General features: G+C 63.8%; 19 protein-coding genes. 12 read left to right on the top strand and 7 right to left on the bottom strand.

The features are described 5' to 3' along the window. Positions 1 to 194 precede the first annotated feature (194 nt). Positions 195 to 500 carry a DUF982 domain-containing protein gene (locus NXT3_RS28865; protein ID WP_104841169.1) on the top strand — a complete coding sequence of 102 codons (306 nt, stop codon included), beginning with the start codon at positions 195 to 197 and terminating at the stop codon, positions 498 to 500. A 77-nt stretch (positions 501 to 577) separates the two neighbouring features. Here the strand turns inward: NXT3_RS28865 and pbpC are convergent, their stop codons facing one another. From pbpC to NXT3_RS28830, 7 genes are all read right to left on the bottom strand, one after another. Further along, entirely contained in the window at positions 578 to 2,614 is a 2,037-nt protein-coding gene (gene pbpC, locus NXT3_RS28860) for a penicillin-binding protein 1C (protein ID WP_234828208.1), read from the bottom strand. 389 nt (positions 2,615 to 3,003) lie between these two features. Continuing rightward, a complete protein-coding gene (locus NXT3_RS28855; RefSeq protein ID WP_104841167.1) occupies positions 3,004 to 8,454 on the bottom strand; it encodes an alpha-2-macroglobulin family protein in 5,451 nt (1,816 codons plus the stop codon). A 109-nt stretch (positions 8,455 to 8,563) separates the two neighbouring features. Continuing rightward, positions 8,564 to 9,301, bottom strand: coding sequence for an aspartate/glutamate racemase family protein (locus NXT3_RS28850; protein ID WP_037417029.1), 738 nt, complete (start codon positions 9,299 to 9,301; stop codon positions 8,564 to 8,566). A gap of 5 nt (positions 9,302 to 9,306) precedes the next feature. Then, entirely contained in the window at positions 9,307 to 10,128 is an 822-nt protein-coding gene (locus NXT3_RS28845; protein ID WP_037417032.1) for an ABC transporter permease, read from the bottom strand. 1 nt (position 10,129) lies between these two features. Beyond that, positions 10,130 to 11,011 carry an ABC transporter permease gene (locus tag NXT3_RS28840; RefSeq protein ID WP_234820266.1) on the bottom strand — a complete coding sequence of 294 codons (882 nt, stop codon included), beginning with the start codon at positions 11,009 to 11,011 and terminating at the stop codon, positions 10,130 to 10,132. A 191-nt stretch (positions 11,012 to 11,202) separates the two neighbouring features. Further along, complete coding sequence (locus NXT3_RS28835; protein ID WP_037417037.1) at positions 11,203 to 12,492, bottom strand: ABC transporter substrate-binding protein; 1,290 nt, start codon at positions 12,490 to 12,492, stop codon at positions 11,203 to 11,205. A 77-nt stretch (positions 12,493 to 12,569) separates the two neighbouring features. Beyond that, positions 12,570 to 13,658 (bottom strand): ABC transporter ATP-binding protein, encoded by a 1,089-nt coding sequence (locus tag NXT3_RS28830; RefSeq protein ID WP_037417039.1) that lies wholly within the window; start codon positions 13,656 to 13,658, stop codon positions 12,570 to 12,572. Between the two features lie 249 nt (positions 13,659 to 13,907). Here NXT3_RS28830 and NXT3_RS28825 point away from each other — a divergent pair, with 249 nt between their 5' ends. The 11 genes from NXT3_RS28825 (at position 13,908) to NXT3_RS28775 (ending at position 25,799) form a co-directional block, all read left to right on the top strand. Further along, on the top strand, positions 13,908 to 14,618 hold the full coding sequence (locus NXT3_RS28825; RefSeq protein ID WP_037417041.1) for a GntR family transcriptional regulator: 711 nt from the start codon (positions 13,908 to 13,910) through the stop codon (positions 14,616 to 14,618). Between the two features lie 164 nt (positions 14,619 to 14,782). Next, positions 14,783 to 15,529, top strand: coding sequence for a DeoR family transcriptional regulator (locus NXT3_RS28820; RefSeq protein ID WP_199773462.1), 747 nt, complete (start codon positions 14,783 to 14,785; stop codon positions 15,527 to 15,529). Between the two features lie 147 nt (positions 15,530 to 15,676). Further along, positions 15,677 to 16,690: a deoxyribose-phosphate aldolase gene (gene deoC / locus NXT3_RS28815; RefSeq protein WP_104841165.1), complete on the top strand. Its 1,014-nt coding sequence runs from the start codon at positions 15,677 to 15,679 to the stop codon at positions 16,688 to 16,690. 4 nt (positions 16,691 to 16,694) lie between these two features. After that, positions 16,695 to 19,079, top strand: coding sequence for an aldehyde dehydrogenase family protein (locus tag NXT3_RS28810; protein WP_104841164.1), 2,385 nt, complete (start codon positions 16,695 to 16,697; stop codon positions 19,077 to 19,079). Positions 19,080 to 19,212: 133 nt separating this feature from the next. Beyond that, positions 19,213 to 19,668 carry an RbsD/FucU family protein gene (locus NXT3_RS28805; RefSeq protein ID WP_104841163.1) on the top strand — a complete coding sequence of 152 codons (456 nt, stop codon included), beginning with the start codon at positions 19,213 to 19,215 and terminating at the stop codon, positions 19,666 to 19,668. A gap of 40 nt (positions 19,669 to 19,708) precedes the next feature. After that, entirely contained in the window at positions 19,709 to 20,641 is a 933-nt protein-coding gene (gene rbsK / locus NXT3_RS28800; protein ID WP_037417050.1) for a ribokinase, read from the top strand. Further along, positions 20,638 to 21,513, top strand: coding sequence for a carbohydrate ABC transporter permease (locus tag NXT3_RS28795; RefSeq protein ID WP_095678078.1), 876 nt, complete (start codon positions 20,638 to 20,640; stop codon positions 21,511 to 21,513). The genes rbsK and NXT3_RS28795 overlap by 4 nt, the downstream gene beginning before the upstream one ends. Then, positions 21,510 to 22,538: a carbohydrate ABC transporter permease gene (locus tag NXT3_RS28790; protein WP_037417068.1), complete on the top strand. Its 1,029-nt coding sequence runs from the start codon at positions 21,510 to 21,512 to the stop codon at positions 22,536 to 22,538. The genes NXT3_RS28795 and NXT3_RS28790 overlap by 4 nt, the downstream gene beginning before the upstream one ends. 47 nt (positions 22,539 to 22,585) lie before the next feature. Continuing rightward, positions 22,586 to 24,040: an extracellular solute-binding protein gene (locus NXT3_RS28785; RefSeq protein WP_097538827.1), complete on the top strand. Its 1,455-nt coding sequence runs from the start codon at positions 22,586 to 22,588 to the stop codon at positions 24,038 to 24,040. 116 nt (positions 24,041 to 24,156) lie between these two features. Then, positions 24,157 to 25,248: an ABC transporter ATP-binding protein gene (locus tag NXT3_RS28780; RefSeq protein ID WP_097538828.1), complete on the top strand. Its 1,092-nt coding sequence runs from the start codon at positions 24,157 to 24,159 to the stop codon at positions 25,246 to 25,248. Positions 25,249 to 25,370: 122 nt separating this feature from the next. After that, positions 25,371 to 25,799, top strand: coding sequence for an OsmC family protein (locus NXT3_RS28775; RefSeq protein WP_097524584.1), 429 nt, complete (start codon positions 25,371 to 25,373; stop codon positions 25,797 to 25,799). Positions 25,800 to 25,814 lie beyond the last annotated feature (15 nt).

The raw sequence follows: 25,814 nt of genomic DNA, 5'->3' as shown, positions 1-25,814 counted from the left end.
CACACGATCGATTTAGTTACTCGAACCATGGATTCAAGAGGCATTTCACGCCCATTTCACCGCTTCTCGGGCGCCCCGCGGCGGCCTGGAGAAGAAGTGCGCGGCTCGGGCTTGTTGGGTTCTTGAATCTGGCTTTTCGACGCCAAATATCTCTGTGCGTGCGATCCATTGACGGCATCAGAAAGGAGGAAAAAATGCTTCTCAATGAGATTCCCTGGACGATTCCGCTGACAGTGCGCCTCTCAAACGGCCTGGAACGGACCTTCACCTCAGTTTACGAGGCTGTCGATTTTCTCGAGAACGAGTGGCCGCTGCGCAAAGGAGAGCGCTACGAGCGCGCGCTGCGCACCTGCCTGCGGGCACTGAACAGGATGACACCGGCGGCGGTGGCCCGGGAGGCCTTCATCGCGGCCTGCCTGGAGGCGGGCATGCCGCTGGTTATGGTGACGCCGCGCCACGAACTGCGAAGCGCTGAAGCAAAGACTGCGATATCAGCCTGATGAAGGGAATGATTGGTCGGAAGCGCTCCGGCCTTCCGATCAATACCTAACGTCGCTTTATACCCGGACATTGAGCATCATTCGACAAAAACGCGCACCGTAGAGGCCCGGCCCAGCGCGTCGATGACCGTCAGGGTCGAATAGCCGCCGCCGTCGGGCAGCCATTGGCTGACGCGGCGGCGCGTCACGTCCGGCAGCGGGCGGCCGTTCGCCAGCCAGCGGAACGGTGCCCGGCCGCCTTGCAGTTTCAGGGTCAAAGGGATCATTGCCTGGCCGGCGGCGGCACCAAGCTCGACACGCGCGCCTTCCGGCGGAAAGACGATCCGCGGCGCGGCTTCACGGATGGATGTGGACGGCAGGCCGTTCGCCGTCACCGAGAAGCGCCTTTGACCGATCGGCAGGTCGGCCTGCCCCAGGCGAATGGCGCCGGCCGGCGCGTCCGGCAGCGCGGTGATGGCGATGCCGGCCTTGGCAAAGCCTTCGAACAGGATCGGAGCGGCCGCGCCATAGCCGCTCAATCCGGGGACGGCGCCGTTGTCCGGCCGCCCCGCCCAGACGCCGAGCACGTAGCGGCCGTCGAAGCCGACCGACCATGCATCGCGATAGCCATAGCTGGTGCCCGTCTTGTAGGCGATACCGTGCTGACGGGTTCCGGCCGGAGGCAGCACGCCGGAGAGGATGTCGGCGACCTGCCAGGTGGCGACCGTCGAAAGCAGCGGCTCGCCGTCGATCAGCCCCGGCTTGCCTTCGATGCCGTCGCCGAGCCGAACCGGCCAGCCGCGATTGGCAAGCCCGGCATAGAGCTGAACCAGGTCGCGAAGCGTGATGCCGACGCCGCCAAGGCCGATGGCCAATCCCGGCGCTTCGTTCGGCGGCAGCTTCGGGTGCACCTCGGCGCGGCGGAAGCGAACCATCAGACGCGACGGCCCGACTGCGTCGAGCAGCCGAATCGCCGGCACGTTGAGCGAAAGCTGGAGCGCCTCGCGCACGCTGACATCGCCCTGGTAGCTCATGTCGAAGTTGCGCGGCCGATAGCCGAAGAAATCCGCCGGCCGATCCTCGATGATCGTCTCCTGGCTGACGATGCCTTCCTCGAAGGCAAGCCCGTAGATGAAAGGCTTCAGCGTCGATCCGGGCGAGCGGGTGACCCGCGCCATGTCGATCCAGCCGGAGCGGCTTGCGTCGAAATAATCCGCCGAGCCGACCTCGCCGACGATCTCGCCGGTCCTCGCATCGGCCATCACCATTGCTACCGACACCTTCGGTCCCAACCGCTGCGCCCCCTCCCGCGCCACCGTTTCCAGCCCGCGCTGGATGTCGCGGCGGAGCGTCGTCTCGTGGCGGAGCGCCTTCGGCTCCTTGCGGAGCGCGGCTTCCGCCAGATGCGCCGCATGGGCCGGCAGCTGCAGGCGGCGGGTCGGTATGGCGGTCATCGCCGCACGCTCAGATTCGCCTTGGCCGATGACCTTGGCGACCGCGGCGCGGCCGAGCACCCGTTCTCGCGCGGCATCGGCGGCCGCCAGGTTGCGGTCCGGGCGACGCTTCTCGGGCAATTGCGGCAGCGCGACGAGCAGGGCCGCCTCGCCGACCGCGAGGCGGCGCGGCTCCTTGCCGAACCAGGCAAGGCTTGCGGCACGCACGCCTTCGAGATTGCCGCCATAGGGGGCATGGGTGAGATAAAGGGCGAGGATCTGATCCTTGCCGAGCCGCCGCTCGATCTGGATGGCGCGCGCAAGCTGCAACAGCTTTGCCGCCCATGTCCGCCGCTCGCGCGGCTCGATCAGCCGCGCCACCTGCATCGAGAGCGTCGAGGCGCCGGAAACAATGCGGCCATTGGTGACGAATTGCAGTGCCGCCCGTCCGAGCGCCAGCGGATCGACGCCGTGGTGCTCGTAAAACCGCTGATCCTCATAGGCGACCAGCATGTCGAGGAAACGCGGGTCGACATCATCAACCCTCGTCTTCAGCCGCCAGCGGCCATCCGGCGTAGCGAAGGCGCGCAAGAGGTGTCCATCCTTGTCGAGAACCTCGCGGGAGAAGATCTGGGCGCGCTCAAGTGGCGGCGGGAAGGTTCGGTCAGCCCATTCTAGGCCGATCGCCACAAGTCCAGTCATGATAAGGACGATCGCCAGCGTGATCAGGGCACGTACTGGGGAACGCGTTGGGCTTCGAGGAGCATCGCAATGGATCGGGCCGGCGCTATCCCCCTCTGTCCTGCCGGACATCTCCCCCACAAGGGGGGAGATCGGCCGGTTGCTAGGTCTTTGCTTCCAAAACGCGTCGAACTTGGTGGTTCCGTCTACAATCGGCGGATGCGCCTTGAGCGCGATGCCGGTTGTGGAGCGAGCGGTCGCATCCCCGATCTCCCCCCTTGTGGGGGAGATGCCCGGCAGGGCAGAGGGGGGTGATGCCGGGCCGACGCCCTGGCGGCACAATCCTATTCGCTCAAGAAACCGCCCCGGCACACCGATAATGAACTGTCGCCAAATGGACATCGCGCGTTCTACTGTGCCGCCAGCACCTCCATGCGCCCAGTCGCCGTCCAGGCCGAGAACTGTGGCCGGTACATGTCCTCGACGCTTGCGGCCGGATGGTCGTACGTACCGGGGGTCACGGCGCGCACGACATAGGCAAGCGTGATCTCGCGATTGTCGCCGCTCGACCGGTCGAAGGCGGCGACGAAGCGGTCGCTGCGGAACTCGGTGTGGGCGGCCTGAACTTCGCCGATCCATTCGAAATTCGAGAGTTGGGCACTGTCGACAAGACTCGGATTGTCGATCTCGAAGCCGGCCGGCAGGAGGTCGGTGATCAGCACGCGCGACGGCCAGTCGTTGCTCTCCGTTGCCTTGAGCACGACCACGTAGCGTTCGTTCTGTCGCGCCTCACTGACATTCGCCTCGGCGCCGTCGAGGGTGTAATAGGTCCGCTCGATGGTGAAGCCCTCGCCGCCGGCCGAGAGCGGCTGAGCGGGTGCCGCAACGGTCGTCACCACGGCGGAAACGGCGTCAGTGCCGTGGTTGCGAATGACGACGGGGTGCTCGATCAGCGCATCGCCGGTTATCCGGGCAGCGTAGCTGCCGGTGCTCTGGGCGCCGTTGACCTCCAGCTTCATATCCTCGTCGCCGCCCTGGACGGCGCGCGCCGCGAGCAGCATCCAGGCCTGTTCCTGGGTGCTGGTGTAGCGGGCCCGCTCCCATTCCCGGGCGACAATTTTTGAAAGCTCCGGAATGATCGGCGGCACCGGCCGGCTTTCGGCTGCGAGCGCCAGCACCGCCGCGTCGTCGCGCAGCGACGAGCCGTAGTCGGAGCGGGCGAGACTGACATTGACGAGGCCGGTCGACATGTTGACCGCCGCCGCGAAGATATCCTGCGATCGCCCGCCATCGCCGTAGAGCGCGAGTGCCGCGGCGATATGCGCCTTGGCAAGCGGCGTCGGAAAATCGCCAAGCAACGTATCTGCATAGTAGCGAAGGTCGCTGATCGCGGCCTTGCGGTTGCGGGCGAGCACGTAGAGCGCGTAGGCGATCTCGTTGCCGCGGTGCTTGACGTTCGTTTCGTAGCTCAGCGCGTTCTGCAGGTTTTCGAGCGCCTGGACCATCGCCTGTTCCGGCACGTCGAACTTCTGCTCGCGGGCACGGGTCAGGAAGTCGGTGACATAGGCGTCGAGCCAGAGATCGCCGGAACCGGGGCTCCAGAGGCCGAAGCTGCCGGAGGAGGACTGGTAGGAAAGCACGCGGTAGATCGCCTCCTGCACGCGCTTTGCCACCTCGCCGTCCTCCGCAAGTCCAGATTGTTTCGAGAGTTCGCTGAGATAGAGCAGCGGCAAGGCGCGGCTCGTCGTCTGTTCGGCACAGCCATAGGGGTACCGGTCGAGCGACATCAGCAGCGCCGGAACGTCGAAGGCGGCCGAACGGGTCACGTTGAGGCTGACCGAGGCGCCCTGCAGCAGACTGTCGGCCAGCAGTTGATCGTCGACCGTCAGGCTGCTGCCGGCGGCGATGTTGACGACCTGGCGCTGCGTGATCGGCAGTGCGGCCGGGCGAACCGGGATGTTCACCGCCTGCTCCAGTGACAGGCCCTCGGCGTTCGAGAGGGTGACGGTGACAAGGCCGTTGCCCGGATATTGGCCGGTGAGCGGCAGCGTCACTGTGGATTTGCCGCCGGCACCGAGCTGTACGGTCTGGGATGGAGCGATCTGTTCGACCGTGGCCGGACCGTTGGTCGTCACCTGCAACTGATAGTTACCGGCCGGGCCGTCCGTGTTGGCGATGTCGAGCCTGAGGCCGGCCCGGTCTCCGGGCGCCAGGAACTTCGGCAGGCTGGCAGTGACGACGATCGGGTCGCGGACGACGACGTCCTTCACCGCATGGCCGACGCCGGACTTCGTCCAGGCGACCGCCATGACGCGGGCCGTGCCGTTGAACTGCGGGATGTCGAAGCGCACATGCGCCGTGCCTTCGGCGTCGAGCTTCACCGGCCCGGAGAAGAAGGCGACCAACTTTTCGGTCGGCGGGCTGCCCTGCAGCGGCATCTGCCCGCCGTCGCCGCCGGTGCGCAGTCGCCCTGTGGCGCCGAGCGAGCCGTCGATGAGGCGACCGTAGAGGTCGCGGATTTCAAGGCCGAGCCGTCGCTGGCCGAAATACCAGCCGTCCGGGTCGGGCGCCTCGTAGCGCGTCAGGTTCAGGATTCCGACATCGACGGCGGCAACCGTGACGTAAGCGTCCTCGTTGGCGCCCGCGCCGCGGACCTGGAGACTGATATCGAGCGGCTGGCGCGGCTGCGTCCTCTCCGGTGCGTCGAGACCCACAGCAAGCTTGCGATCGGCCGGGTCGACTGCAAGCCACTTGATGCCGATCGCCCGCATCGGCATGCGGCTTTCCTGAGCGTCGCCGGGCCGATAAAGCGTCGCCGTCACGTAGCCCCCGGCGCCCCATTCGGCGGTGACCGGCAGTTCCACTTCACCGCCCGTCTCGGCGATCGTCGCCGTCTTCGTCGTGATCAGGTTTTCGGTGCCGACGGTCACCAGCAATTCGCCGGCAAAACGCGGCGAAACCTTGAGTTTCGCCGTCTCGCCAATCGCGTAGTTTGCCTTGTCGAGGGCGATCTCCAACCCGTCCGGGGTTTCCGTCGACGTGGCTTCGACATACCAGCCGGCGTCGAACTCGACGCTGGAGGTCGGGCCGTCCGCCGCCGCGGTCTCGATCTCCAGACGATAACGGCCCCAGCCGACCGGCACCGCGATCTCGGCGCCGTTCTCGGTCACGTCGACCGTGCCGTTTGCCACCTGCTTCGTGGAGATGACCGGCTCGTATTTCCAGGCGCTGCCGTCGCGATACCATTGATAGTTCCGCTCGACGCTGATCAGCTTCCAGGAGAGGCCGGGCATCGCGACCTTGGCGCCGTTCGCGTCGATGGCGATGACATGGAATTTGCCGACCGAATTCTCGGCGAGCTCGCCGGAAAATTCGGGCTTGATGCCGATCATCGGACCGTCCGGCTTGACCGGCAGCGTCAGGGCGCGCTCGACGGCCCTGCCGCCGCCTTCGCGCATGCGAACCGTGACCGTGGCGTTGAGCAGCTGCGTCGTCGCCGGCACCTCGCCGAGATCGAGGGCAATGACGGCCTTCCCATCCTGGTCGAGCGGTTCGAGCCCTTCGAGCGGCACGCGGTTGTCTTCGCTCGCCTCCTCGTCGGCGAGCCCGAAGACATAGCCCTTGAAGGCTTCGTTCTCACGCGTCGGCCTGACCGTCACTTCGCCTTCCAGTGTCAGGCCCGCAGCCGGTGCGCCATAGAGGAAGCGCCCGTCGACGGCGACCTCGATCGGCGTGCCGACTTCGATCGCCTTCGCATCGCTCGCCAGGTCGAACTCGGTGCGGTCCGGCACGAAATCGTCGACGAGGAACTGCTTCTCGCCGATCGCCGAGCCCTTCGGATCGGTGAAGATCTGCATCGTCCAGGTGCCGCGCATGGCATTTTCCTGGATCGGCAGATCGAGTGTATGGCCGCCGAGTTTGCCGCCATTGCTGACGATCCGCCGATCCTCCACCCCGTCCGGGCGCAGGAAGACGAAAGTGAGCGGCAGGTTTTCGATCGCCTGACCGTTGATGTCTCGGGCAAGCGCTGCGGCATGCACCGTCTCGCCGGTGCGGTAGATGCCGCGTTCCGTCCAGGCGTAGATGTCGATCGCGCCGGGTGCGGCACGGCCGGTGACGCCGCGGTCGGAAAGGTCGAAGCCGGCGCGCGTCATATCGAGAAAGACGTAATCATCCTCGCCTTTCCTGGCCGTGATGACGGCGGGCACCATGCTCGCCGTGCCGCGGATCAGGCCGGCGGCGAAGATCGCTCTGCCTTCCGCATCGGTCGTGGCGGTGCCCAGCACTTCATTGTTCTTGGCGACCAGCTGCAGTTCGACCTCGGCAAGCGGCTTGGCGCTTGCGAGCGAGCGCGCAAAGACGGTGAGCCCGTCGGTTCCGGCATAGGTCGAGATGCCGATATCGGAAACGACGAACCATTGCGTGGCGCGCGCGTCCCAGTCCTGGCTGAGCGCAGTCGCGGAAGCCGCCGTCAGCACATAGACGCCGGGTTTGCGCTTCGGCAGCGCCTCATCGACCGGGAAGCTCGTCACCACTTCCTTGTTGAGGTCGGTCTTGATGTCGATGCTGCCTTGCCAGACGAGCTCTCCGCTCTCGGTCTCGATGCGCTCGGCACTATAGCCGTCGAGCTGGGTAAGGAACTGAGAGCTTGTCAGCAACGACGAGATGCTGCGGTCGCCGACGCGATAGAGCTTGAGGTTGGCGCTTTCCGAGTTCACCGAGACGATCGGGATGCCGCGCCGCGCCGTCGAAGGAAGCACGAAACTGTCGCCGGTGAAGCGCACCATCGGCGCGCGGTCCTTGACATAGATGTCAAGGCTGACCGGCGTCTCGATGACTTCGTCTACAGACGATGGCAGTCCCGGCCTCAAGGCCAGCTTGTAGCGCTGGCCGTGCTTGAGCCCATCGACGCAGATCTCGCTGCCCTTGGCCTCGACCGCCTTCGGGGCGACGCCGTCGAGCGTCACGAAGGAGGCGTAGTCGGGGCCGTTCTTCAGCAGCTGTTCGGAGAATTGCACGCAGGCGCGCGGGCTTGCGCCATCCGCATCGACCGTGTGGCCGGTGACGCGGAAGCCCTGGCGCTCCTTGAGGTCGAGATAAGCCGTCTCGACCGTCTTGGCCTGCACGAGGTCGAGGCTCGCCTTGTAGGCCTGGAGCGCGGCTCGGTAATTCTGCAGGTTGTCGAGCGCCTGGGCGAGGATGGCCAGCGCATCGGCGCGGCTCTGGGCGGTCCTCGTCAGCTGGTAGCCGTTGAGCGCTGCAAGGGCGGCCTCGCTTGCTAGATCCGTGCCGCCGCTGAAGCGGTTGGCTGTTCTGGCGGTCTCCAGCCACAAGTCCCCTTTCTCCGGGGTGATCGCCAGCGCGCCGCGGAAAGCCTTGAGCGCCGCGACGAAATTGCCGGCTGTCAACTCGTTGCGGCCCGCTTCGATCAACCCGTTGACGCCGAAGCCCAGTTGATCGTCTGCCAAGGCGAGCCCGGCCTTGACGTCGCGCGCCTGCTGCAGGAGGTCGTCCGACACGAAGGGCAGTCGTGGCGGGGCGCCGAGATCCGGTTCGCCCGCGGCGGTCTCGACGACCTTGCCGGCGATGGCACCCTTGAACGTGTTCAGCTGGTTGAAGTCGGACTTGAGAAAACACCACTTCACCTTGGGATTGTAGGTGAAGGCCCTGCAGGCGCGGTCGGCGATGCAGCGTGCCTGGCACTCGTCGAGCGAGACATTCTGCTCGGTCCGTAGATCGAAGCCGAAATAATCGGCGTCGCCGGTCACCTCGACCTTGCGGTCGGCTTCGGCGGCCGCGGCCGGAGTGCCGAGGGAAAGAAGCGCGAAGAGAAGGGTGGTAAGGCCGAGAAACGCGCGCATCGACAAAGTCCTCCCAACGCTGCCCGCTTCGAGTGAGCACCACTCTTTCAACCTTCGAAGAGCGTTGTCAACAACCAGCTTTGCAACCATAGGGATTCGTCGGCACGGGTCAGCTGCGAGCCGGCGCAAAGGCCTCCATCGCCCCGGTATAAGCCTTCGCGAGGGGCGAGGCATAGGAGCCGCGCTTGCTGGTCACGAGTCCCTGTGCGACGAGCGCTTCGGCCTGCTTGACCGCCGCCGAGACGCCGTCGATGACCGGAATGTCGTATTCGCGCTGCAGCGATTGCGCGAGGTCGGCCATGCCGGCACAGCCGAGGACGATCGCCTCGGCGCCGCCGTCGTCTAGCGCCCGTTCGATCCGCCGCCTAAGCTTGTCGGAAGCGCTCGACGCCTTGTCTTCAAGCGCGAGGACCGGAATGTCGGCGGCAAGGACCTTCGCCCGGTCGCCCATGCCGTAGCGGCGCACAAGGTTTTCGATGAGGACGCGGGAACGCTCGAGCGTCGTGACCACGGCGAAGCGCTGGGCAACAAGTGCGGCGGTGATCACCGCGGACTCGCAAAGACCGAGCACCGGGATCCCGGCGAGGGCTCGGGCGGCTTCAAGCCCGGTATCGTCGAAGCAGGCGATGATCGCGGCGTTTGCTCCCGCCGCCTCTCCTTCGCGTATTTCCATGAGCACGCCGGGGACGGCGATCGCTCCATCGTAGTGCCCTTCGATCGAGGCCGGCCCGCTCCTTGACGTGGCAGCGATGACTTCGGTGCCGTGCGCCGCCACCGCCCGTGCGGCGGCCGCCGCCTTTTCGGTCATTGAGACGGTCGTGTTGGGATTGACGAGTAGAATGCGCATGGACGTCAGCTTAACCTTGCGTGGCGGCGCCGAAGCACGAGGATAATGGCGAGCGCTGCGAGAATGATGGTGAAGGAGAAGAGCGTCGTGACGGTGCCAAGCGCATAGAGCACCGGCGTCGTAACGTTGGTGGTCATGCCGTAGATTTCCAGCGGCAGGGTGTTGTAGGTGCCGGAGGTCATCAGCGTGCGGGCGAACTCGTCATAGGAGAGCGTGAAGCCGAACAGGCCAACGCCGATCAGACTCGGAGCGATCATCGGCAACACGACGTGGCGGAAGGTCTGCCAGGAGGTCGCGCCGAGGTCGCGGGCGGCCTCCTCATAGGCCGGCGAGAAGCGGTTGAAGACGGCGAACATGATAAGCACGCCGAAGGGAAGCGCCCAAGTGAGATGCGCGCCGAAGCCCGAGGAATACCAGGCAGGTTTCAGGCCGAATTGCTGGAAGACGACGCCGATGCCGAGCGAGATAATGATCGACGGTACGACCAGGCTTGCGACGGTCATGTAGAACAGGGCGGTCGAGCCGCGGAAGCGGTGGCGGAAGGCAAGCCCCGCAAGCAGCGCGACAGCGACGTTCACCACCATGACCATCAGCCCGAGCGTGAAAGAGCGGCGGAACGAGGCGCCGAAATCGCCGACGGCCTGCTTTTCGAAGAGATTGTAGAACCAGTGAAGCGAGACGCCGTTCAATGGGAAGGTGAGGCCGCCGTCCGGCCCCTGGAAAGAGAGGATCAGGACGGCCGAAAGCGGCCCGTAGAGAAACAGCACGAACAGCGCGAAGAAGGCTGCGAGCAGGTAGAATTCCTTGCCGCGTCTCTCGTTCTTCATGTCAGAGCTCCTTGCGGATATCGACGACCCTGAGGATCGCCGCAACCATCAGCAGCACCACGATGAGCAGCACGACCGCATTGGCGGCCGCCGCCGGATATTGCAGCAGCGACATCTGGTTCTTCATCATCAGCGCGACTGATGCACTCTGCCCGCCGGACATCACCTGAACCGTCGAGAAATCGGCCATGACTAGCGTGACGACAAAGATCGAGCCGATCGCCATGCCGGGCTTGGCAAGCGGCAGGACGACGTTCCAGAGCACCTGCCAGCCGCTCGCGCCGCAGTCGCGCGCCGCTTCGATAAGCGAACGGTCGATGCGCATCAGCGTGTTGAAGATCGGCGTCACCATAAACAGCGTGTTGAGATGCACCAGGGCGAGGACCACGGCGAAATCGGAATAGAGCAGCCATTCGATCGGCTTCGCCACGAGGCCAAGCTTGGTCAGGGTGGAGTTGACGAGGCCGTTGCGGCCGAGGACCGGTATCCAGGAGATCATCCGGATGATGTTCGAGGTGAGGAACGGTACGGTGCAGACGAGGAAGAGCACCATCTGCATCGTCGTCGTGCGGACATGGAAGGCAAGGAAGTAGGCGACCCAGAAGCCGATGAATAGCGTCAGCGCCCAGGTGATGGCGGTGAATTTCAGCGTGTTGAGATAGGTCTTCCAGGTGACCCAGGAGCCGAGAGTGTCGGTATAGTTCATCGTCAGGAAGTCGGGATAAAGGCCGGCGAAGTCGTAATCCCAGAAGCTGACGACGATGATCATCAGGATCGGCAGGATGAAGAAAAAGCCGAGGATGAGGAGAAGGGGCGCTACCTGGAGATAGGCGATCAGCCAGGACGGCGCGGCAAGGCCGCGGCGTGCCTTGTCGGCTTTCATTTCTCCTGAGGTTGCGACTGCCGTCATTATTTATCCTTCCGAATACATACAGCTTTGGCAGCCCCTCATCCGCCTGCCGGCACCCTCTCCCCGCAAGCAGGGAGAAGGGAGCTTGCGGCGACGTCTCGGTTCCCTCTCACCGCGAGCGGGGAGAGGGTTAGTTAAACCAGGGAGAGCGCAAAACCTCTCGCTCAAGCCGCGATGAACTCGTTCCAGCGGCGCACCATGTAGCGGTCCTCGTCCATCACCGAGTTCCAGCAGGCGACCTTGCCCATCCGTTCCTCGAAGGAGCCGCCGTCGCGCACTGCCCCGGCCTTTTCCATGACCTTGCCCTCCGGCGAGAGGATGTCGCCCTTGGCCGGCTTGCCCTCGACCCAGAAGCCCCATTCGTCCTCGGACATGTGGGCCTTCGCCGTTTCCAAGGCGGCGGAGTAGTAGCCTTGGCGGTTGAGGTAGGCGCCGACCCAGCCGGAGAGATACCAGTTGATGTATTCGTAAGCGGCATCGAGCTGTGCGCCCTGAAGATGCGCCGCGAGCCCGAGGCCGCCGCCCCAGGCGCGATAGCCTTCCTTCAGCGGCTGGTACTTGCAGGCGATGCCCTTGGAGCGGACGGCGGCGACCGCAGGCGACCACATGGACTGGATGACGACCTCGCCGGAGGCCATGAGGTTGACGCTCTCGTCGAAGGATTTCCAGAAGGCGCGGAACTGGCCGTCCTGCTTCGCCTTGATGAGGAAATCGATCGTCTGGTCGATCTCGTCCGTGGTCATGTTGCCCTTGTCGGCGTATTTGATGTTGCCCATCGCCTCCATGATCATCGCCGCGTCCATGATGCCGATCGACGGAATGTTGAGGATCGCCGACTTGCCCTTGAAGGCCGGGTCCATGATGTCGGCCCAGGTGGTGATCTCGCGTCCGACGAGGTCCGGGCGAATGCCGAGCGTGTCGGCATTGTAGATCGTCGGGATGAGCGTCATCCACTGTGTCGGCTCTTTGGCGAAGCTCTTGGAGTCTTGCGCCTCGACGAAGCCGACGGTGTGCGGCGCGGTGCCCTGGGCGACGACGCTCTCCGGCTTGAGCTTGCCGTTGATGAAGAGCGGCACGATCTTGTCGTAGTATTTGATCTTCGACACATCCATCGGCTGCATGACGCCCGTCGGGAAGACCTTCTTGGCGATCCAATATTCGATGTCGGCGATGTCGTAGGAATCCGGCTGAGTGACGGCGCGCTGGGCGGCGGCATCGGAATCGGTCGCTGTCATCTCGAGGGTGATGCCGAGATCTTCCTTGCACTTCTCGGCGATCGCATTGATGTTCGAAACGCCGGTGCCGAACTGGCGCAGCGTGATAGGGTTCTGCGCCCAGATCGTCGGGAAGCCGGTGATGGCGCCGGAACCGGCGATGGCGCCGACCGCGGCGGCGCCTGTCTTCAGGAGGGTGCGCCGGGATATTCCCTTATCAGTCTTCGTTTCACTAGTCATGCTGTCGTTCCCCTTTTTCGTGGTGCTTGATTGATGGTTTTTGTGGGATCGGGTCGATCGTCGCATTTCGGCGCGCATCAGGCTGCGAGGCGGCCGAGAGGGATCACGTCCTCAAGGGCCCAGCTCAGGGACACCGCGTCGCCGGCCGACAGGGGCTTGCTGAAGTACTCGGTATCGGCAACGACGAGGGTGAATTCGTCGCTGCCGGCGCCGATAACGGTGATCTTCACCGAGGCACCGCGATATTCGACATTCGAGACGACACCCTGGAAGCCGAGTGATTTGTCCGATGCGGGTTCGAGGCGCACGCGGTCCGTGCGGATGCCGATGTCGATCGGCTTGCCGACCTCCTGGGCGACGTCGCGGACGGAAAAGGTCTGGCCTTCCGGCACCGTCAGGGTAACGACACCGCGGCCGATCGCGGTCACGCGGCCGGAAAGAACATTGTGGTCGCCCATGAAACGGGCGACGAAGGCCGTCGCCGGCTTTTCGAACACGGTTCGCGGGGCTGCCGCCTGCTCGATGCGGCCGTCGTTCATGATGACGATCAGGTCGGCGAGCGCCATCGCCTCTTCCTGGCTGTGCGTCACATGGACGAAAGTGATGCCGAGCGTCTTCTGCAGTTTCTTGAGTTCCGCCCGCATCCGGATCTTCAGGAATGGATCGAGTGCGGAAAGCGGTTCATCGAGCAGCAGCGCTTCGGGGTCGGTGATCAGCGCCCGGGCGAGCGCCACACGCTGCTGCTGGCCTCCGGAAAGCTGCGCCGGCCGGCGCGTCGCATAGGCCTCCATCTGCATCAATCGCAGCACTTCGAGCGCCTTGGCGCGGCGCTCTTCCCTCTCGACACCCTTCATCTTCAGGCTGAAGGCGACGTTGTCGACGAGATCGAGATGGGGAAACAGCGCATAGGACTGAAACATCATCGCCGTGCCGCGTTTTGCTGGCGGAAAGTCGGTGACCACGATGCTGCCGAGGCGGATATCGCCGGAGGAAATGCGTTCATGGCCGGCGATCATGCGCAGCGTCGAGGTCTTGCCGCATCCGGAGGGGCCGAGCAGGCAGCAGTAGCTGCCCGCCGGAATCTTCAGGCTGATGGCATGGACGGCGGTCGTCGCGCCATAGACCTTGGAAACGGAAGCGATATCGATCTCTGCTGCTTTGGACATGCCCGCTTTCTCCTTGCAGCTGAGAAGAAGCATCAAGCGTGCCAGTTTGCTAAAGGCCTGAATCCGCGGCTATGTTTTCGTACGTCGCCAAACTGGGCAGCCGGCGGGCCATGTTGGATGCACATTTTGTGGGCGTTCGTGCTCAAAGACTGCCTATCATTGTATACAATATTGAGCTTTGATTGACGGCAAAAAGCGGTTAACTTCCGCTGTACCCACTGTAACGGCATCGTTCGGATTCCCTGCCTCATGACGTCAGTCAATCTAAGCCCGGCGGGAAGCGCCATGGACACCGGCGCCCAGCAGATCCGCGACGCGATCCGCGATGCGATCGTCGAGCGGCGCCTCGCGCCCGGAACGAAGCTCTCCGAGACCGACGTCGGCAGCCTCTTCAATGTCAGCCGGACGCTGGTTCGCGCCGCCCTTCAGGCCCTTTCTTATGAGGGGCTCGTCAGTGTCGAGAAGAATCGCGGCGCCTTCGTCGCCTTTCCTTCCGTGATCGAGGCTCAGCAGATATTCGCGACCCGCCGGCTGTTGGAACCGGTCATACTCCGCGAGGCAGCGCCCCATATCGGCAAGGCTGAGGTCAAGGAACTCAGAAAGCTGCTTGCGGAAGAGCAGCGGTTGATGAATCAGCGCGGCGCACCTGCCCGCCGCGCCGAGATCAAGGCTTCCGGCGATTTTCACCTGGCGGTCGCCGCCATGAGCGGCAATGCCATTCTCAAGCGCTTCATGGATGAGCTCGTTGCGCGCTCCTCGCTCGTGATCGCGCTTTATGGGCAATCGGTGATCTCAAGCTGCGGCCACAATGAACACCAGCATATCGTTGATGCACTGGAAAAGAAGAATGTCGAAGCTGCCTGCGCGCTGATGCTGCAGCATATCGATCATATCGAGGCGGATCTCGACCTTCGGCCGACGAAAAACGCCGGAGGTTTGCGCGACGCTTTTCATTTGTGAGTGTCGCAACGGCGCTTCCTATCCAGATTGTATTGCGCCGGACGACAACGCACAGCGCACTTGCGGTGACGTTTACATTTGTGATATTTCTAACAAAGATTGTTAGGCTGCAGCTCGTCGCGCCCCTGGTTTAAGCCTGCCCAGGGCGCGGACTCCGGATGGAAATGGCCAATCGCAAGACAACACGGATTGTCGCTTTGACAAATGCCCTATCGGCGCGGCGCGTTCTGCATCTGAAAGATGCAGCCGCCTTGCTGGGCGTCTCCGAAATGACCATTCGGCGCGACGTCGCCAACAACCCCGGCCTCTTCGGATATCTCGGCGGGCATATCGTTCCGGCCGCCGATATCGAGGCTGAGGCGCCTTACGATCTCGCGCGTGCGGCCGACAGTCACGCGGCGGCGAAGCGGGAAGCCTGCGTCCATGCCGCCCAGCACATCCGTCCCGACGAGACGATCTTCATCGATTGCGGCACGACGCTTGAGTATCTCGTCGATCTCATCCCGGAAAATTATTCAATTACGGCGGTGTGTTATTCTCTGAATGTGGCCGATCGCCTGACCCGCAGGCCCAATGTCCGGATCGTCATGCTCGGCGGCGTTTACCACCCGTCCTCGGCTTCTTTCTCGGGCAATTCCGGGCTCGAGACGCTCAATCACCTCGGCATCAATGTAGCCTTCCTCTCGGCGGCCGGCGTCGACCCCAGCCGTGGCGCGACATGCGTTCATTTTCATGAAGTGCCGGTAAAGCAGAAGGTGATTTCACTCGCGCGAGAGAATTACCTCGTGGTGGACAAGAGCAAGATCGGCAGGCTGAAGCCCGCCTTCTTTGCGCCGCTCACCACATTCCGGGCGGTGATAACGGAAGACGGAGAGGCGGCGCCTGCGGTGCGTGAGGCGCCGACGGGATAAATGTGATAGTCTCGCCGCTTCGACCGCGTCATCGCTTGACACTCATCAAGCCTGATGAAATGATAACAAAAAATAGATAAAAAAATAACAAGTCGGCGGTTGACCCGCAGGGGCCTGGTCCGGCAGGGAGATACGAGGAGTAATCGCTTGGAAGACCTTGCTGTGAAGAGGGTGCCGGCCGGTGCTGCCGAGCCCGCCGGCGCCGGTCATAACTGGCCCCGCAACGACGGTGTCGATCTCGATCTTTCCTGGGTGCTCGACCAGCGTGTCAACCTTTCCGCCGCCGAGCGTCGTGTCGCGACGCTGCCGGGTCGCCGGACCGTGAAAAAGGATGCGCAGGCTGCCTGGCTCTTGAAGGCGGTCACCTGCATCGATCTGACGACGCTCAATGGCGACGATACGACGGAGCGCGTCAAGCGTCTCTGCGCCAAGGCGCGCCAGCCGGTGCGCCAGGATCTTCTCGAAGCGCTCGGCATGGGCGATCGCGACATCACGACCGGCGCGGTCTGCGTTTATCACCGCTTCGTGTCGACGGCGGTCGAGGCGCTCGAGGGCAGCGGAATCCCGGTCGCCGCGGTTTCCACCGGCTTTCCGGCCGGTCTCGTGCCGCATGACGTCAAGCTCAAAGAAATCGAAGCATCCGTTGCTGACGGCGCCAGGGAAATCGACATCGTCATCACCCGCGAGCATGTGCTGACCGGCAACTGGCAGGCGCTCTATGATGAGATGCGCGATTTCCGCGACGCCTGCGGCGATGCGCATGTCAAGGCGATCCTGGCGACCGGCGACCTCAAGACGTTGCGCAACGTCGCCCGCGCCTCGCTCGTCTGCATGATGGCCGGGGCCGATTTCATCAAGACCTCGACCGGCAAGGAGGGTGTGAATGCGACGCTGCTCGTCACCCTCGTCATGCTGAGGATGATCCGCGCCTATCGGGAGCGGACGGGCGTCAAGGTCGGTTACAAGCCTGCCGGCGGCATCTCGGCGGCGAAGGACGTGCTGAATTACCAGTTCTTCATGAAAGAAGAGCTCGGCCGTGAATGGCTGGAGCCGGACCTCTTCCGCGTCGGGGCATCGAGCCTGCTGGCCGATATCGAGCGCCAGCTCGAACACCATGTCAGCGGCGCCTACTCGGCCCTCAACAGACACCCGATTGGATAATCCGATGAGCGTCGCCAGGTTTTTCGACGAAATGTCATACGGTCCCGCACCCGAAGGCGATAGCGAAGCCCGGGCCTGGCTCGCCCGTCACAACGGCGAGTTCGGCCACTTCATCAACGGCGGCTTTGCCGTGTCCGCATCAGGAAAGACGTTCGACAGCTACGAGCCGGCGACGGGTGCGCTTCTGGCGAAGATCGCGCTCGGCGTCCGCGAGGACGTCAACGCCGCCGTGGCCGCGGCCCGCAAGGCCCAAGGCCCCTGGGCCAAGCTCTCCGGCCACGCCCGGGCCCGGCACCTCTATGCGCTGGCGCGGACGATCCAGCGCCACGCCCGGCTGATCGCCGTCGTCGAAGCGCTCGACAACGGCAAGCCGATCCGCGAAACGCGCGATATCGACATTCCGCTTGCCGCCCGCCACTTCTATCATCACGCCGGCTGGGCGCAGCTCCAGGAAATGGAATTTGCCGATCAGGTGCCGGTCGGCGTCGTCGGCCAGGTCATCCCCTGGAACTTTCCCTTCCTGATGCTCGCCTGGAAAGTGGCGCCGGCGTTGGCGCTCGGCAACACGGTCATTCTGAAGCCAGCGGAGTTCACGCCGCTGACGGCGCTGCTTTTCGCCGAGCTTGCCTCGGCTGCCGGCCTGCCGCCGGGCGTGCTCAACGTGGTGACCGGCGAGGGCGAGACGGGTGCGCTGATCGTCGAGCACGACGACATCGACAAGATCGCCTTCACCGGCTCGACCGAAGTCGGCCGCCTGATCCGCGAAAAGACCGCAGGCACTGGCAAATCGCTGACGCTGGAGCTCGGCGGCAAGTCGCCCTTCATCGTCTTCGACGACGCCGATATCGACGGCGCGGTGGAAGGGGTCGTGGATGCCATCTGGTTCAATCAGGGCCAGGTCTGCTGCGCCGGCTCGCGGGTGCTCGTTCAGGAGGGCGTGGCGCCGCTGTTTCACGAACGGCTGAAGCGCCGCATGGGGACGCTCCGGGTCGGCCATCCGCTCGACAAGGCAATCGACATGGCGGCGATCGTCGCCCCGGTGCAATTGCAGCGGATCGAAAACCTCGTCAGCCAGGGCGTCACGGAAGGTGCCGCGCTGTACCAACCGCAGATCGAACTCCCCAAGGGGGGCAGCTTCTATCCGCCGACGCTGCTGACCGCGGTCCAGCCGACCTCCGTCGTCGCCACGGAGGAAATCTTTGGTCCGGTCGCCGTTTCGATGACCTTCCGCACGCCGGAAGAGGCGATCCAGCTTGCCAATCACAGCCGCTACGGCCTTGCTGCCAGCGTCTGGAGCGAGACGATCGGGCTCGCCCTGCATGTCGCCGCCAAGCTTGCCGCCGGCGTCGTCTGGGTCAATGCCACCAATCTTTTCGACGCTTCGAGCGGCTTCGGCGGAAAACGCGAATCCGGCTTCGGACGCGAAGGTGGCAGGGAAGGCTGCTACGAATATCTGAAGCCCAGGGCCTGGCTCGGCCGGAAGCTCCGCGCGGAGATCGCGCCGCCGGTCCTCAAGGCCGCCGCCGGCGATTTCGCCATGCCGCAGCTCGACCGCACCGCCAAGCTCTTCATCGGCGGCAAGCAGGCGCGGCCGGACGGCAACTATTCTCGCGCGATCCTGACGCCGAAGGGCAAGGTCATCGGCGAAGTCGGCGAGGGCAATCGCAAGGATATCCGCAACGCCGTCGTCGCGGCACAATCGGCCTCAGCCTGGTCTTCGGCGACGACGCACAACCGCGCCCAGATCCTCTATTACATCGCCGAGAATCTGAGCGGCCGGGCGGCGGAATTTGCCGACCGCATCGTCGCCATGACCGGCGCGTCGGGGGCGAATGCGAAGGCTGAGGTGGAGGCCGCGATCGCCCGTCTCTTCAGCTATGGCGCCTGGGCCGACAAGTATGAGGGGGTCGTCCACCTGCCGCCTCTGCGTGGCGTCGCGCTCGCCATGCCCGAGCCGCAGGGCGTCGTCGGGGTGATCTGCCCGCCGGAGGCGCCGCTGCTCGGTTTCGTCAGTCTCGTCGCGCCGCTGATCGCTGTCGGCAATCGGGTGGTCGCCGTTCCCAGCGAGCCGCATCCGCTCGCCGCGACGGATTTCTATTCGGTGCTGGAGACGTCCGACGTTCCGGCCGGCGTCGTCAACATCGTCACCGGTTCGGCGACGGAGTTGGCCAAGACGCTGGCCGGCCACAACGACGTCGACGCGCTCTGGGCTTTCGGTTCGCCGGAGCTATCGACCCTTGTCGAGAGGCTCTCGATCGGCAATCTCAAGCGCACCTTCGTCGATTACGGCAAGGCGATCGACTGGCTGGACCGTTCGGCTGCCGAAGGGCCGGCCTTCCTGCGCCGCGCCGTCGACGTCAAGAACATCTGGATCCCCTACGGCGAGTAGAGGGTCCGCGCATGCCACCTGGCGGAGGAGGCCGACCGGCGGTGTGTACAAGGCATTTGCATATGTGATCAGACCGCCAGCGGCGCCATGCCGCGGCGCGGCAGTCTAATTAATGGTTTGGAGGAGGACCGACATGCTCAAGAATATCGACCCGACGCTCAATGCGGACGTGCTGCACGCGCTCCGATCGATGGGGCACGCCGACACGCTGGTGATTTCCGATACCAATTTCCCCTCGGATGCCATCGCCCGGCAGACGACGCTCGGCAAATTGCTCCATATCGACAATGTTTCGGCCGCCCGCGCGGTGAGGGCAGTGCTCTCCGTGCTGCCGCTCGACACGCCGCTGCAGCCTTCGGTCGGCCGCATGGAAGTGATGGGCGCGCCAGAGGAGATCCCCGCCGTGCAGCGCGAAGTTCAGGCCGAGATCGATCGCGCCGAGGGTAAGCCGACGCCGATGTACGGCATCGAGCGCTTTGCCTTCTACGAGGAAGCAAAGAAGGCCTACTGCGTCATCACCACCGGCGAGACGCGGTTCTACGGCTGCTTCCTCATCACCAAGGGGGTTATTCCGCCGGAAACAGCCTGAAACACCCGGCCGGCAGCTTTTTTGGAAGAGGAGGCTACGCATGAAGACGGGTGTTTCGATCCTCGGGATCTTCGTGGCCGACACGGCCTATCTGGCGTCGCGCATGCCCCGGCTCGGCGAGACGATCACCGGCAGCGGCTTCTCCGTCGGTCCGGGCGGCAAGGGCTCGAACCAGGCGGTGGCGGCGGCGCGGGCCGGCAGTCAGGTCTCGTTCATTTCGAGGCTCGGGCGCGATACTTTCGGCGAGATGGCGCTGAAGACCTATGCCGAGGCAGGCGTGACGCCGAAGGTCCTGCAGATGGATGATCTGCCAACTGGCGCCGCCTTCATCTATGTCAATGACGAGAACGGTGAGAACGCCATCATCGTCTATCCCGGCGCCGCCGGCTCGATCGGCATCGAAGATGTGGAAGCGGCGCGTGGCACGATCGAGAATTCGCGCGTCTTCGTCACCCAGCTGGAACAACCGGCGGCGGCTGCAGAAAGAGCGCTCAAAATTGCCCATACCGCGGGCGTCACGACGGTGTTCAACCCGGCGCCGGCCGAGCCTTTTCCTGAAAGCATCTATCCGCTCTGCGACTACATCGTACCGAACGAAACGGAAGCGGCGGCACTTGTCGGCTTCGCGCTGCCGACGCCTGACGATGCCCGCCGCGCCGGCGATGTGCTGCTGAAGAAGGGGGCGAAAACGGCGCTGATCACGCTCGGCGAGCGTGGCGTGCTCTACCATGCCGACGGTCAGTCGGTGCTCGTGCCGGCGGTCGCCAGCGGTCCGGTGATCGACACCACCGGCGCAGGGGACGCATTCGTAGGCGGCTTTTCCGCGGCTCTGGCACGCGGGGTCTTGCCGGTCGAGGCGGTACGGTTCGGTTGCGCGACGGCCGGCATTGCGGTCACGCGCCGCGGAACGGCCCCGGCGATGCCGAAGCTCGAGGAGATCGAGGCGCTGCTGGCGCGCGGAGCGGCGGCATGACGCGCAACGACCCGATCAAGCATTTCTTCATCTGGCCGGCCCTGATCATCGTTCTGTTGATCTCGATTTTTCCGCTCGTCTATTCGCTGACGACGAGTTTCATGAGCATGCGGCTGGTGCCGCCGATGCCGGCCCGTTTCGTCGGCTTCGGCAACTATGCCGACCTGCTTTCCAATCCGCGCTTCTGGCATGTTGCCGGCACGACGACGCTGATCGCCTTCCTTTCCGTCGGGCTGCAATATGTGATCGGCCTTTCCGTGGCGCTGGCGCTGAATTCCCGCGTGCCGGGCGAGGGGATATTCCGCGTCGGCTTCCTGCTGCCGATGCTTGTGGCCCCGGTCGCCGTGGCGCTCGTCGCGCGCCAGATCCTCAACCCGACGATGGGGCCGCTGAACGAGTTCATGACGCTCTTCGGCTTTCCGAACCTCCCATTTCTGACGCGGACGGCCTGGGCGCTCGGCTCGATCATCGTCGTCGAGGTCTGGCAATGGACGCCGTTCGTCATCCTGATGTTGCTGGCCGGGCTGCAAACCTTGCCGGACGACGTCTACGAGGCCGCGGCGTTGGAGAACGCCACGCCTTGGCAGCAGTTCCGCGACATCACCTTTCCGATGCTGCTGCCGATCTCGACGGCCGTCGTCTTCATTCGCCTCATAGAAAGCTACAAGATCATGGACACGGTCTTCGTGATGACCGGGGGCGGACCGGGCGTCTCGACAGAGACATTGACGCTGTTCGCCTATCAGGAGGGGTTCAAGAAGTTCAATCTCGGCTACACATCAGCTCTGTCCTTCCTCTTCCTGATCTTCATCACGGTGATCGGCCTCGTCTACCTGGCCGTGCTGAAGCCCTATCTGGAGAAGCACAAATGAGCGTGCGCACCCTTCAGGGAAAGCGGCGTTGGCTGGCGCTCGGCGGCTGCCTGGTCTGGCTCGCCTTCACCTTGTTTCCACTCTATTGGGTGGCGATCACCTCGTTCAAGACGCCGATTGCCGTTGTTGGCGGGCCGACCTATCTGCCGTTCGTCGATTTCGAGCCGGTGCTGACGGCCTGGAACGAACTGCTCTCCGGCGAGCGCGGCGCCTTTTACAACACCTTCATCGCCTCGCTGATCGTCAGCCTGTCGGCTGCGGTGCTTGCAACCTTCATCGGCGCCATGGCGGCCTACGCGCTCGTGCGGTTCACCTTTCGATTTCGGCTGCTATCCGCCCTCATCTTCGTGGTGGTCGCCTTCGGCGGCTTTCTGCTCGGGCGGAACGTGCTCGGTTTCGGCCAAGGGATTTCGCTCATCTATTCCTTTATCGCCGCGCTCGCGCTCGCGGTGATCTCCAGCCGCTTTCGTCTGCCGGGGCCGGAACTTGGCAACAACGACATCGTCTTCTGGTTCGTAAGCCAGCGTATGTTTCCGCCGATCGTCGCCGCCTTCGCGCTCTATCTCATGTATACGGAAGTCGGAAAGCTCGGCTTCAAGCTCGTCGACAGCTATATCGGCCTGACCTTCGCCTATATCGCCTTCTCGCTGCCGATCGTCATCTGGCTGATGCGGGATTTCTTCGAAGCGCTTCCGATCGAGGTGGAAGAGGCGGCCATGGTAGACAACGTGCCGTCCTGGCGCATTTTCTTCGGCATCGTCTTGCCGATGTCGAAACCCGGCCTCATCGCGACCTTCATGATCACGCTTGCCTTCGTCTGGAACGAGTTCCTCTTCGCGCTCTTCCTGACGAGTTCGAAATGGCAGACGCTGCCGATCCTGGTCGCCGGACAAAACAGCCAGCGCGGCGACGAATGGTGGTCCATATCCGCTGCAGCACTCGTGGCGATCATCCCGATGATGATCATGGCAGGGATCTTGAGCAGGCTCATGCGGTCGGGCCTGCTTCTGGGAGCGATCAAGTGACCGCACGCATCTCCAGCTTCGCAAGGTTCACTCAGAGGGAGGAAAAAATGAGGAGACTTCTGCTTGCATCCACCGCCGCCGGTTTGCTGGCCGCGGCGGCCAACGGAACGGCCTTTGCCTGCGACCCGGACTTCAGCGGGGTGGAACTGACCGCCACGACCCAGACCGGCCCCTACATCGCTTCGGCGCTTCAGATCGCCGCGAAGGGCTGGGAGGAGAAAACCTGCGGCAAGGTGAAGGTCGTCGAGTTTCCCTGGTCCGAACTTTATCCGAAGATCGTGACCTCGCTGACCTCCGGCGAGGACGCCTTCGACGTCATCGCCTTTGCACCGGCATGGGCGCCGGATTTCACCGACTTCCTCGCCGAAATGCCGGCTGAGATGCGGCAGGGTGCGGCGTGGGAAGATATCGCGCCGGTCTATCGCGAACAATTGATGGTATGGAACGGCAAGGTCCTGTCGCAGACCATGGACGGCGACGCTCATACCTATACCTATCGCATCGATCTCTTCGAGCATCCGGACAACCAGAAGGCGTTCAAGGAGAAATACGGCTACGACCTGGCGCCGGCCAAGACCTGGAAAGAGTATCTCGACATCGCCGAGTTCTTCAATCAACCGGCGAACAACCTCTGGGGTACCGCAGAAGCCTTCCGCCGTGGCGGCCAGCAGTTCTGGTTCCTCTTCAGCCATGTGGCCGGCTATACGAGCCACCCCGACAATCCGGGCGGCATGTTCTTCGATCCGGACACGATGGACGCGCAGGTCAATAATCCCGGCTGGGTCCGCGGCCTCGAGGAATATATCCGCGCCTCCAAGCTTGCGCCGCCGAATGCGCTCAACTTCTCCTTCGGTGAAGTGAACGCCGCCTTTGCCGGCGGACAGGTGGCAGAGTCGATTGGCTGGGGCGACACGGGTGTTATCGCCGCCGACCCGAAGCAGTCGAAGGTCGCCGGCAAGGTGGGCTCGGCGCCGCTGCCCGGAGTAGACGAGATCTATAACTACAAGACGAAGAAGTGGGACAAGTTCGATCAGGTCGTGCAGACCTCCTTCATGGCCTTCGGTGGCTGGCAGGCAGCCGTGCCGAGTTCGTCCACGAAGCAGGAGGCCGCCTGGAACTATATCCAGTATCTGACGAGCCCCGAGGTCTCGGCGCAGGCGGCGATTACCGGCGGCACGGGGGTCAACCCGTATCGCCTTTCGCACACCACCAATCTCGAACTCTGGTCGAAGATTTTCTCGGATCGTGAGGCGAAGGAATATCTCGGCGCCCAAAAGGAAGCGGTCACCGCCAAGAACATCGCGCTCGACATGCGTCTGCCCGGTTACTTCTCCTATACGGAGGTGCTCGAGATCGAACTCTCCAAGGCCCTTGCAGGCGAGGTGACGCCGCAGCAGGCACTCGATACGGTGGCCGAGCAATGGAACAAGCTGACGGACGAGTTCGGCCGCGACAAGCAACTTGCTGCCTATCGCTCGTCGATGGGCCTCCCACAGAAATAAGGATAGGTGCCCGCTCCGGTTCCGGAGCGGGCACCGCACGGGGGCTGGCAGTCGGCGCCCCTCTTTCGCAGTGCGTTCCCCGGCTTTGGGCATGGGGTCTCGAGAAAGGCATTCGAATGTCGCAGGTCCGCCTGGAACAAGTCACCAAATCCTTCGGCAGCGTTACCGTCATCCCGCCGCTCGATCTGTCGATCGCCGACCGCGAGTTCGTCGTTCTCGTTGGCCCCTCCGGCTGCGGCAAGACGACGACGCTCCGAATGATCGCCGGGCTGGAGACCGCGTCTTCCGGCACGATCCGGATCGGTGAACGCGATGTCACGGATATTAGGCCCGGCTTGCGCAACTGTTCGATGGTGTTCCAGAACTACGCCCTCTATCCGCACATGACGGTCGCCGAGAACATCGGCTACGGCATGAAGGTTCGCGGCACGCCGAAGGCCGAGATCGAAAAATCCGTGGCGGAAGCCGCCCGTATCCTGAATCTCGGCGCCTATCTCAGCCGCAAGCCCAGCGCGCTCTCCGGCGGCCAGAGGCAGCGTGTGGCGATCGGCCGCGCGATCGTCCGTCAGCCGGACGTCTTCCTTTTCGACGAGCCGCTGTCGAACCTCGACGCGAAACTCCGGATCGAAATGCGCACCGAGATCAAGCTTCTGCACCGGCGGCTGCAGACCACGGCCGTTTATGTGACGCACGATCAAGTCGAGGCCATGACCATGGCGGACCGCGTCGTGGTGATGAACCAGGGGCGCATCGAACAGGCTGCCGATCCGATCACGCTTTATGAAGCGCCGGCCAATCTCTTTGTTGCCGCCTTCATCGGCGCGCCGAGCATGAATTTTATAGACGGCATTGTCGAACGCGGCGAAGCGGGGCTCTCGTTCCGAGCGCCTGGCCACGTCGCCTTTCCGCTTCCGGAAAACCTGGCCATGAGGCTTGCTCCCCATATCGGCGAGGCGGTTGTGCTTGGCATCCGCCCCGAGCACACGATTGCGACCGATGCGGCTTTTCCGAAGATCAAGCTGCAGGTGCGCGATATCGAACCGCTCGGTCCCCACACGCTGGTGATCGGAAGAGTAGGATCGGCCTCGTTCACCGCCCAGGTGCACGCCGCGGCACGTATCGCACCGGACGACGTGATCGAAGTTCCGATCGACATGGCGAAGGTTCATTTCTTCCTGAAGAACACCGGAGAAGCTGTCGGGCGGTGAAGGTCGCTCGCCCCGGCACGGCCGCGCAGCCAGGGCTGATCCTGAAATCGACTTTGATCTCCATGGCCGAATCCCGAAATAGCTGGAATATTGTCTTCTCAGCAGATGGATGAGGAAGCCCGATGGCCGAGCTCAGAGTGAAGACGAGGCAGACCGGCGCGGGCGCGACCGTCGGGCGAACGGGTTCCCCGCATGTGACCTCGGTGACCGGCGGTGCGCTCGACATCGTCACGAGCCCGTCGCCGGCTGGGTTCGGCCCGCTCGACCTTCTCTACGCTTCGCTTGCCAGTTGCCTGGTGCTCAGCGCACGGATCGCTGCAAGTCGTTTCGGCTTGCTCGACAGGCTCGTGGAAATATCGGCCAACGTGACCGGCGCAAAGGCGCAGGACGAACCGTCGCGCGTGGCACGCTTCGATATCGAATTCGTCATCCGCGGCGATATCGACGACGCAATGCGCCACGCAATCGCCGAAGCGGCGGAAGTGGAAATCTGCACGGTCAGCAATACGCTGCGCGGCAATCCTGAATTCGTCAGCCGGATTTCCGGATAACTGAGAGGGGTAGAG

It is taken from the genome of Sinorhizobium fredii (assembly GCF_002944405.1).
Taxonomy (GTDB): domain Bacteria; phylum Pseudomonadota; class Alphaproteobacteria; order Rhizobiales; family Rhizobiaceae; genus Sinorhizobium; species Sinorhizobium fredii_C.
The sequence above is the reverse complement of the archived record's forward strand: the minus strand, read 5'-3'. Positions and strand labels throughout refer to the sequence as shown.

Bases quoted from the DNA above. Each gene is read 5' to 3' on its own strand.
- NXT3_RS28780 (WP_097538828.1), top strand. From the start codon at position 24,157: ATGTCGCAGGTCCGCCTGGAACAAGTCACCAAATCCTTCGGCAGCGTT.
- NXT3_RS28775 (WP_097524584.1), top strand. From the start codon at position 25,371: ATGGCCGAGCTCAGAGTGAAGACGAGGCAGACCGGCGCGGGCGCGACC.
- NXT3_RS28795 (WP_095678078.1), top strand. From the start codon at position 20,638: ATGACGCGCAACGACCCGATCAAGCATTTCTTCATCTGGCCGGCCCTG.
- rbsK (WP_037417050.1), top strand. From the start codon at position 19,709: ATGAAGACGGGTGTTTCGATCCTCGGGATCTTCGTGGCCGACACGGCC.
- NXT3_RS28810 (WP_104841164.1), top strand. From the start codon at position 16,695: ATGAGCGTCGCCAGGTTTTTCGACGAAATGTCATACGGTCCCGCACCC.
- NXT3_RS28865 (WP_104841169.1), top strand. From the start codon at position 195: ATGCTTCTCAATGAGATTCCCTGGACGATTCCGCTGACAGTGCGCCTC.
- NXT3_RS28840 (WP_234820266.1), bottom strand. From the start codon at position 11,011: ATGAAAGCCGACAAGGCACGCCGCGGCCTTGCCGCGCCGTCCTGGCTG.
- NXT3_RS28855 (WP_104841167.1), bottom strand. From the start codon at position 8,454: ATGCGCGCGTTTCTCGGCCTTACCACCCTTCTCTTCGCGCTTCTTTCC.
- NXT3_RS28845 (WP_037417032.1), bottom strand. From the start codon at position 10,128: ATGAAGAACGAGAGACGCGGCAAGGAATTCTACCTGCTCGCAGCCTTC.
- pbpC (WP_234828208.1), bottom strand. From the start codon at position 2,614: ATGACTGGACTTGTGGCGATCGGCCTAGAATGGGCTGACCGAACCTTC.
- NXT3_RS28790 (WP_037417068.1), top strand. From the start codon at position 21,510: ATGAGCGTGCGCACCCTTCAGGGAAAGCGGCGTTGGCTGGCGCTCGGC.
- NXT3_RS28785 (WP_097538827.1), top strand. From the start codon at position 22,586: ATGAGGAGACTTCTGCTTGCATCCACCGCCGCCGGTTTGCTGGCCGCG.
- NXT3_RS28825 (WP_037417041.1), top strand. From the start codon at position 13,908: ATGACGTCAGTCAATCTAAGCCCGGCGGGAAGCGCCATGGACACCGGC.
- NXT3_RS28850 (WP_037417029.1), bottom strand. From the start codon at position 9,301: ATGCGCATTCTACTCGTCAATCCCAACACGACCGTCTCAATGACCGAA.
- NXT3_RS28830 (WP_037417039.1), bottom strand. From the start codon at position 13,658: ATGTCCAAAGCAGCAGAGATCGATATCGCTTCCGTTTCCAAGGTCTAT.
- NXT3_RS28820 (WP_199773462.1), top strand. From the start codon at position 14,783: ATGGCCAATCGCAAGACAACACGGATTGTCGCTTTGACAAATGCCCTA.
- NXT3_RS28835 (WP_037417037.1), bottom strand. From the start codon at position 12,492: ATGACTAGTGAAACGAAGACTGATAAGGGAATATCCCGGCGCACCCTC.
- NXT3_RS28805 (WP_104841163.1), top strand. From the start codon at position 19,213: ATGCTCAAGAATATCGACCCGACGCTCAATGCGGACGTGCTGCACGCG.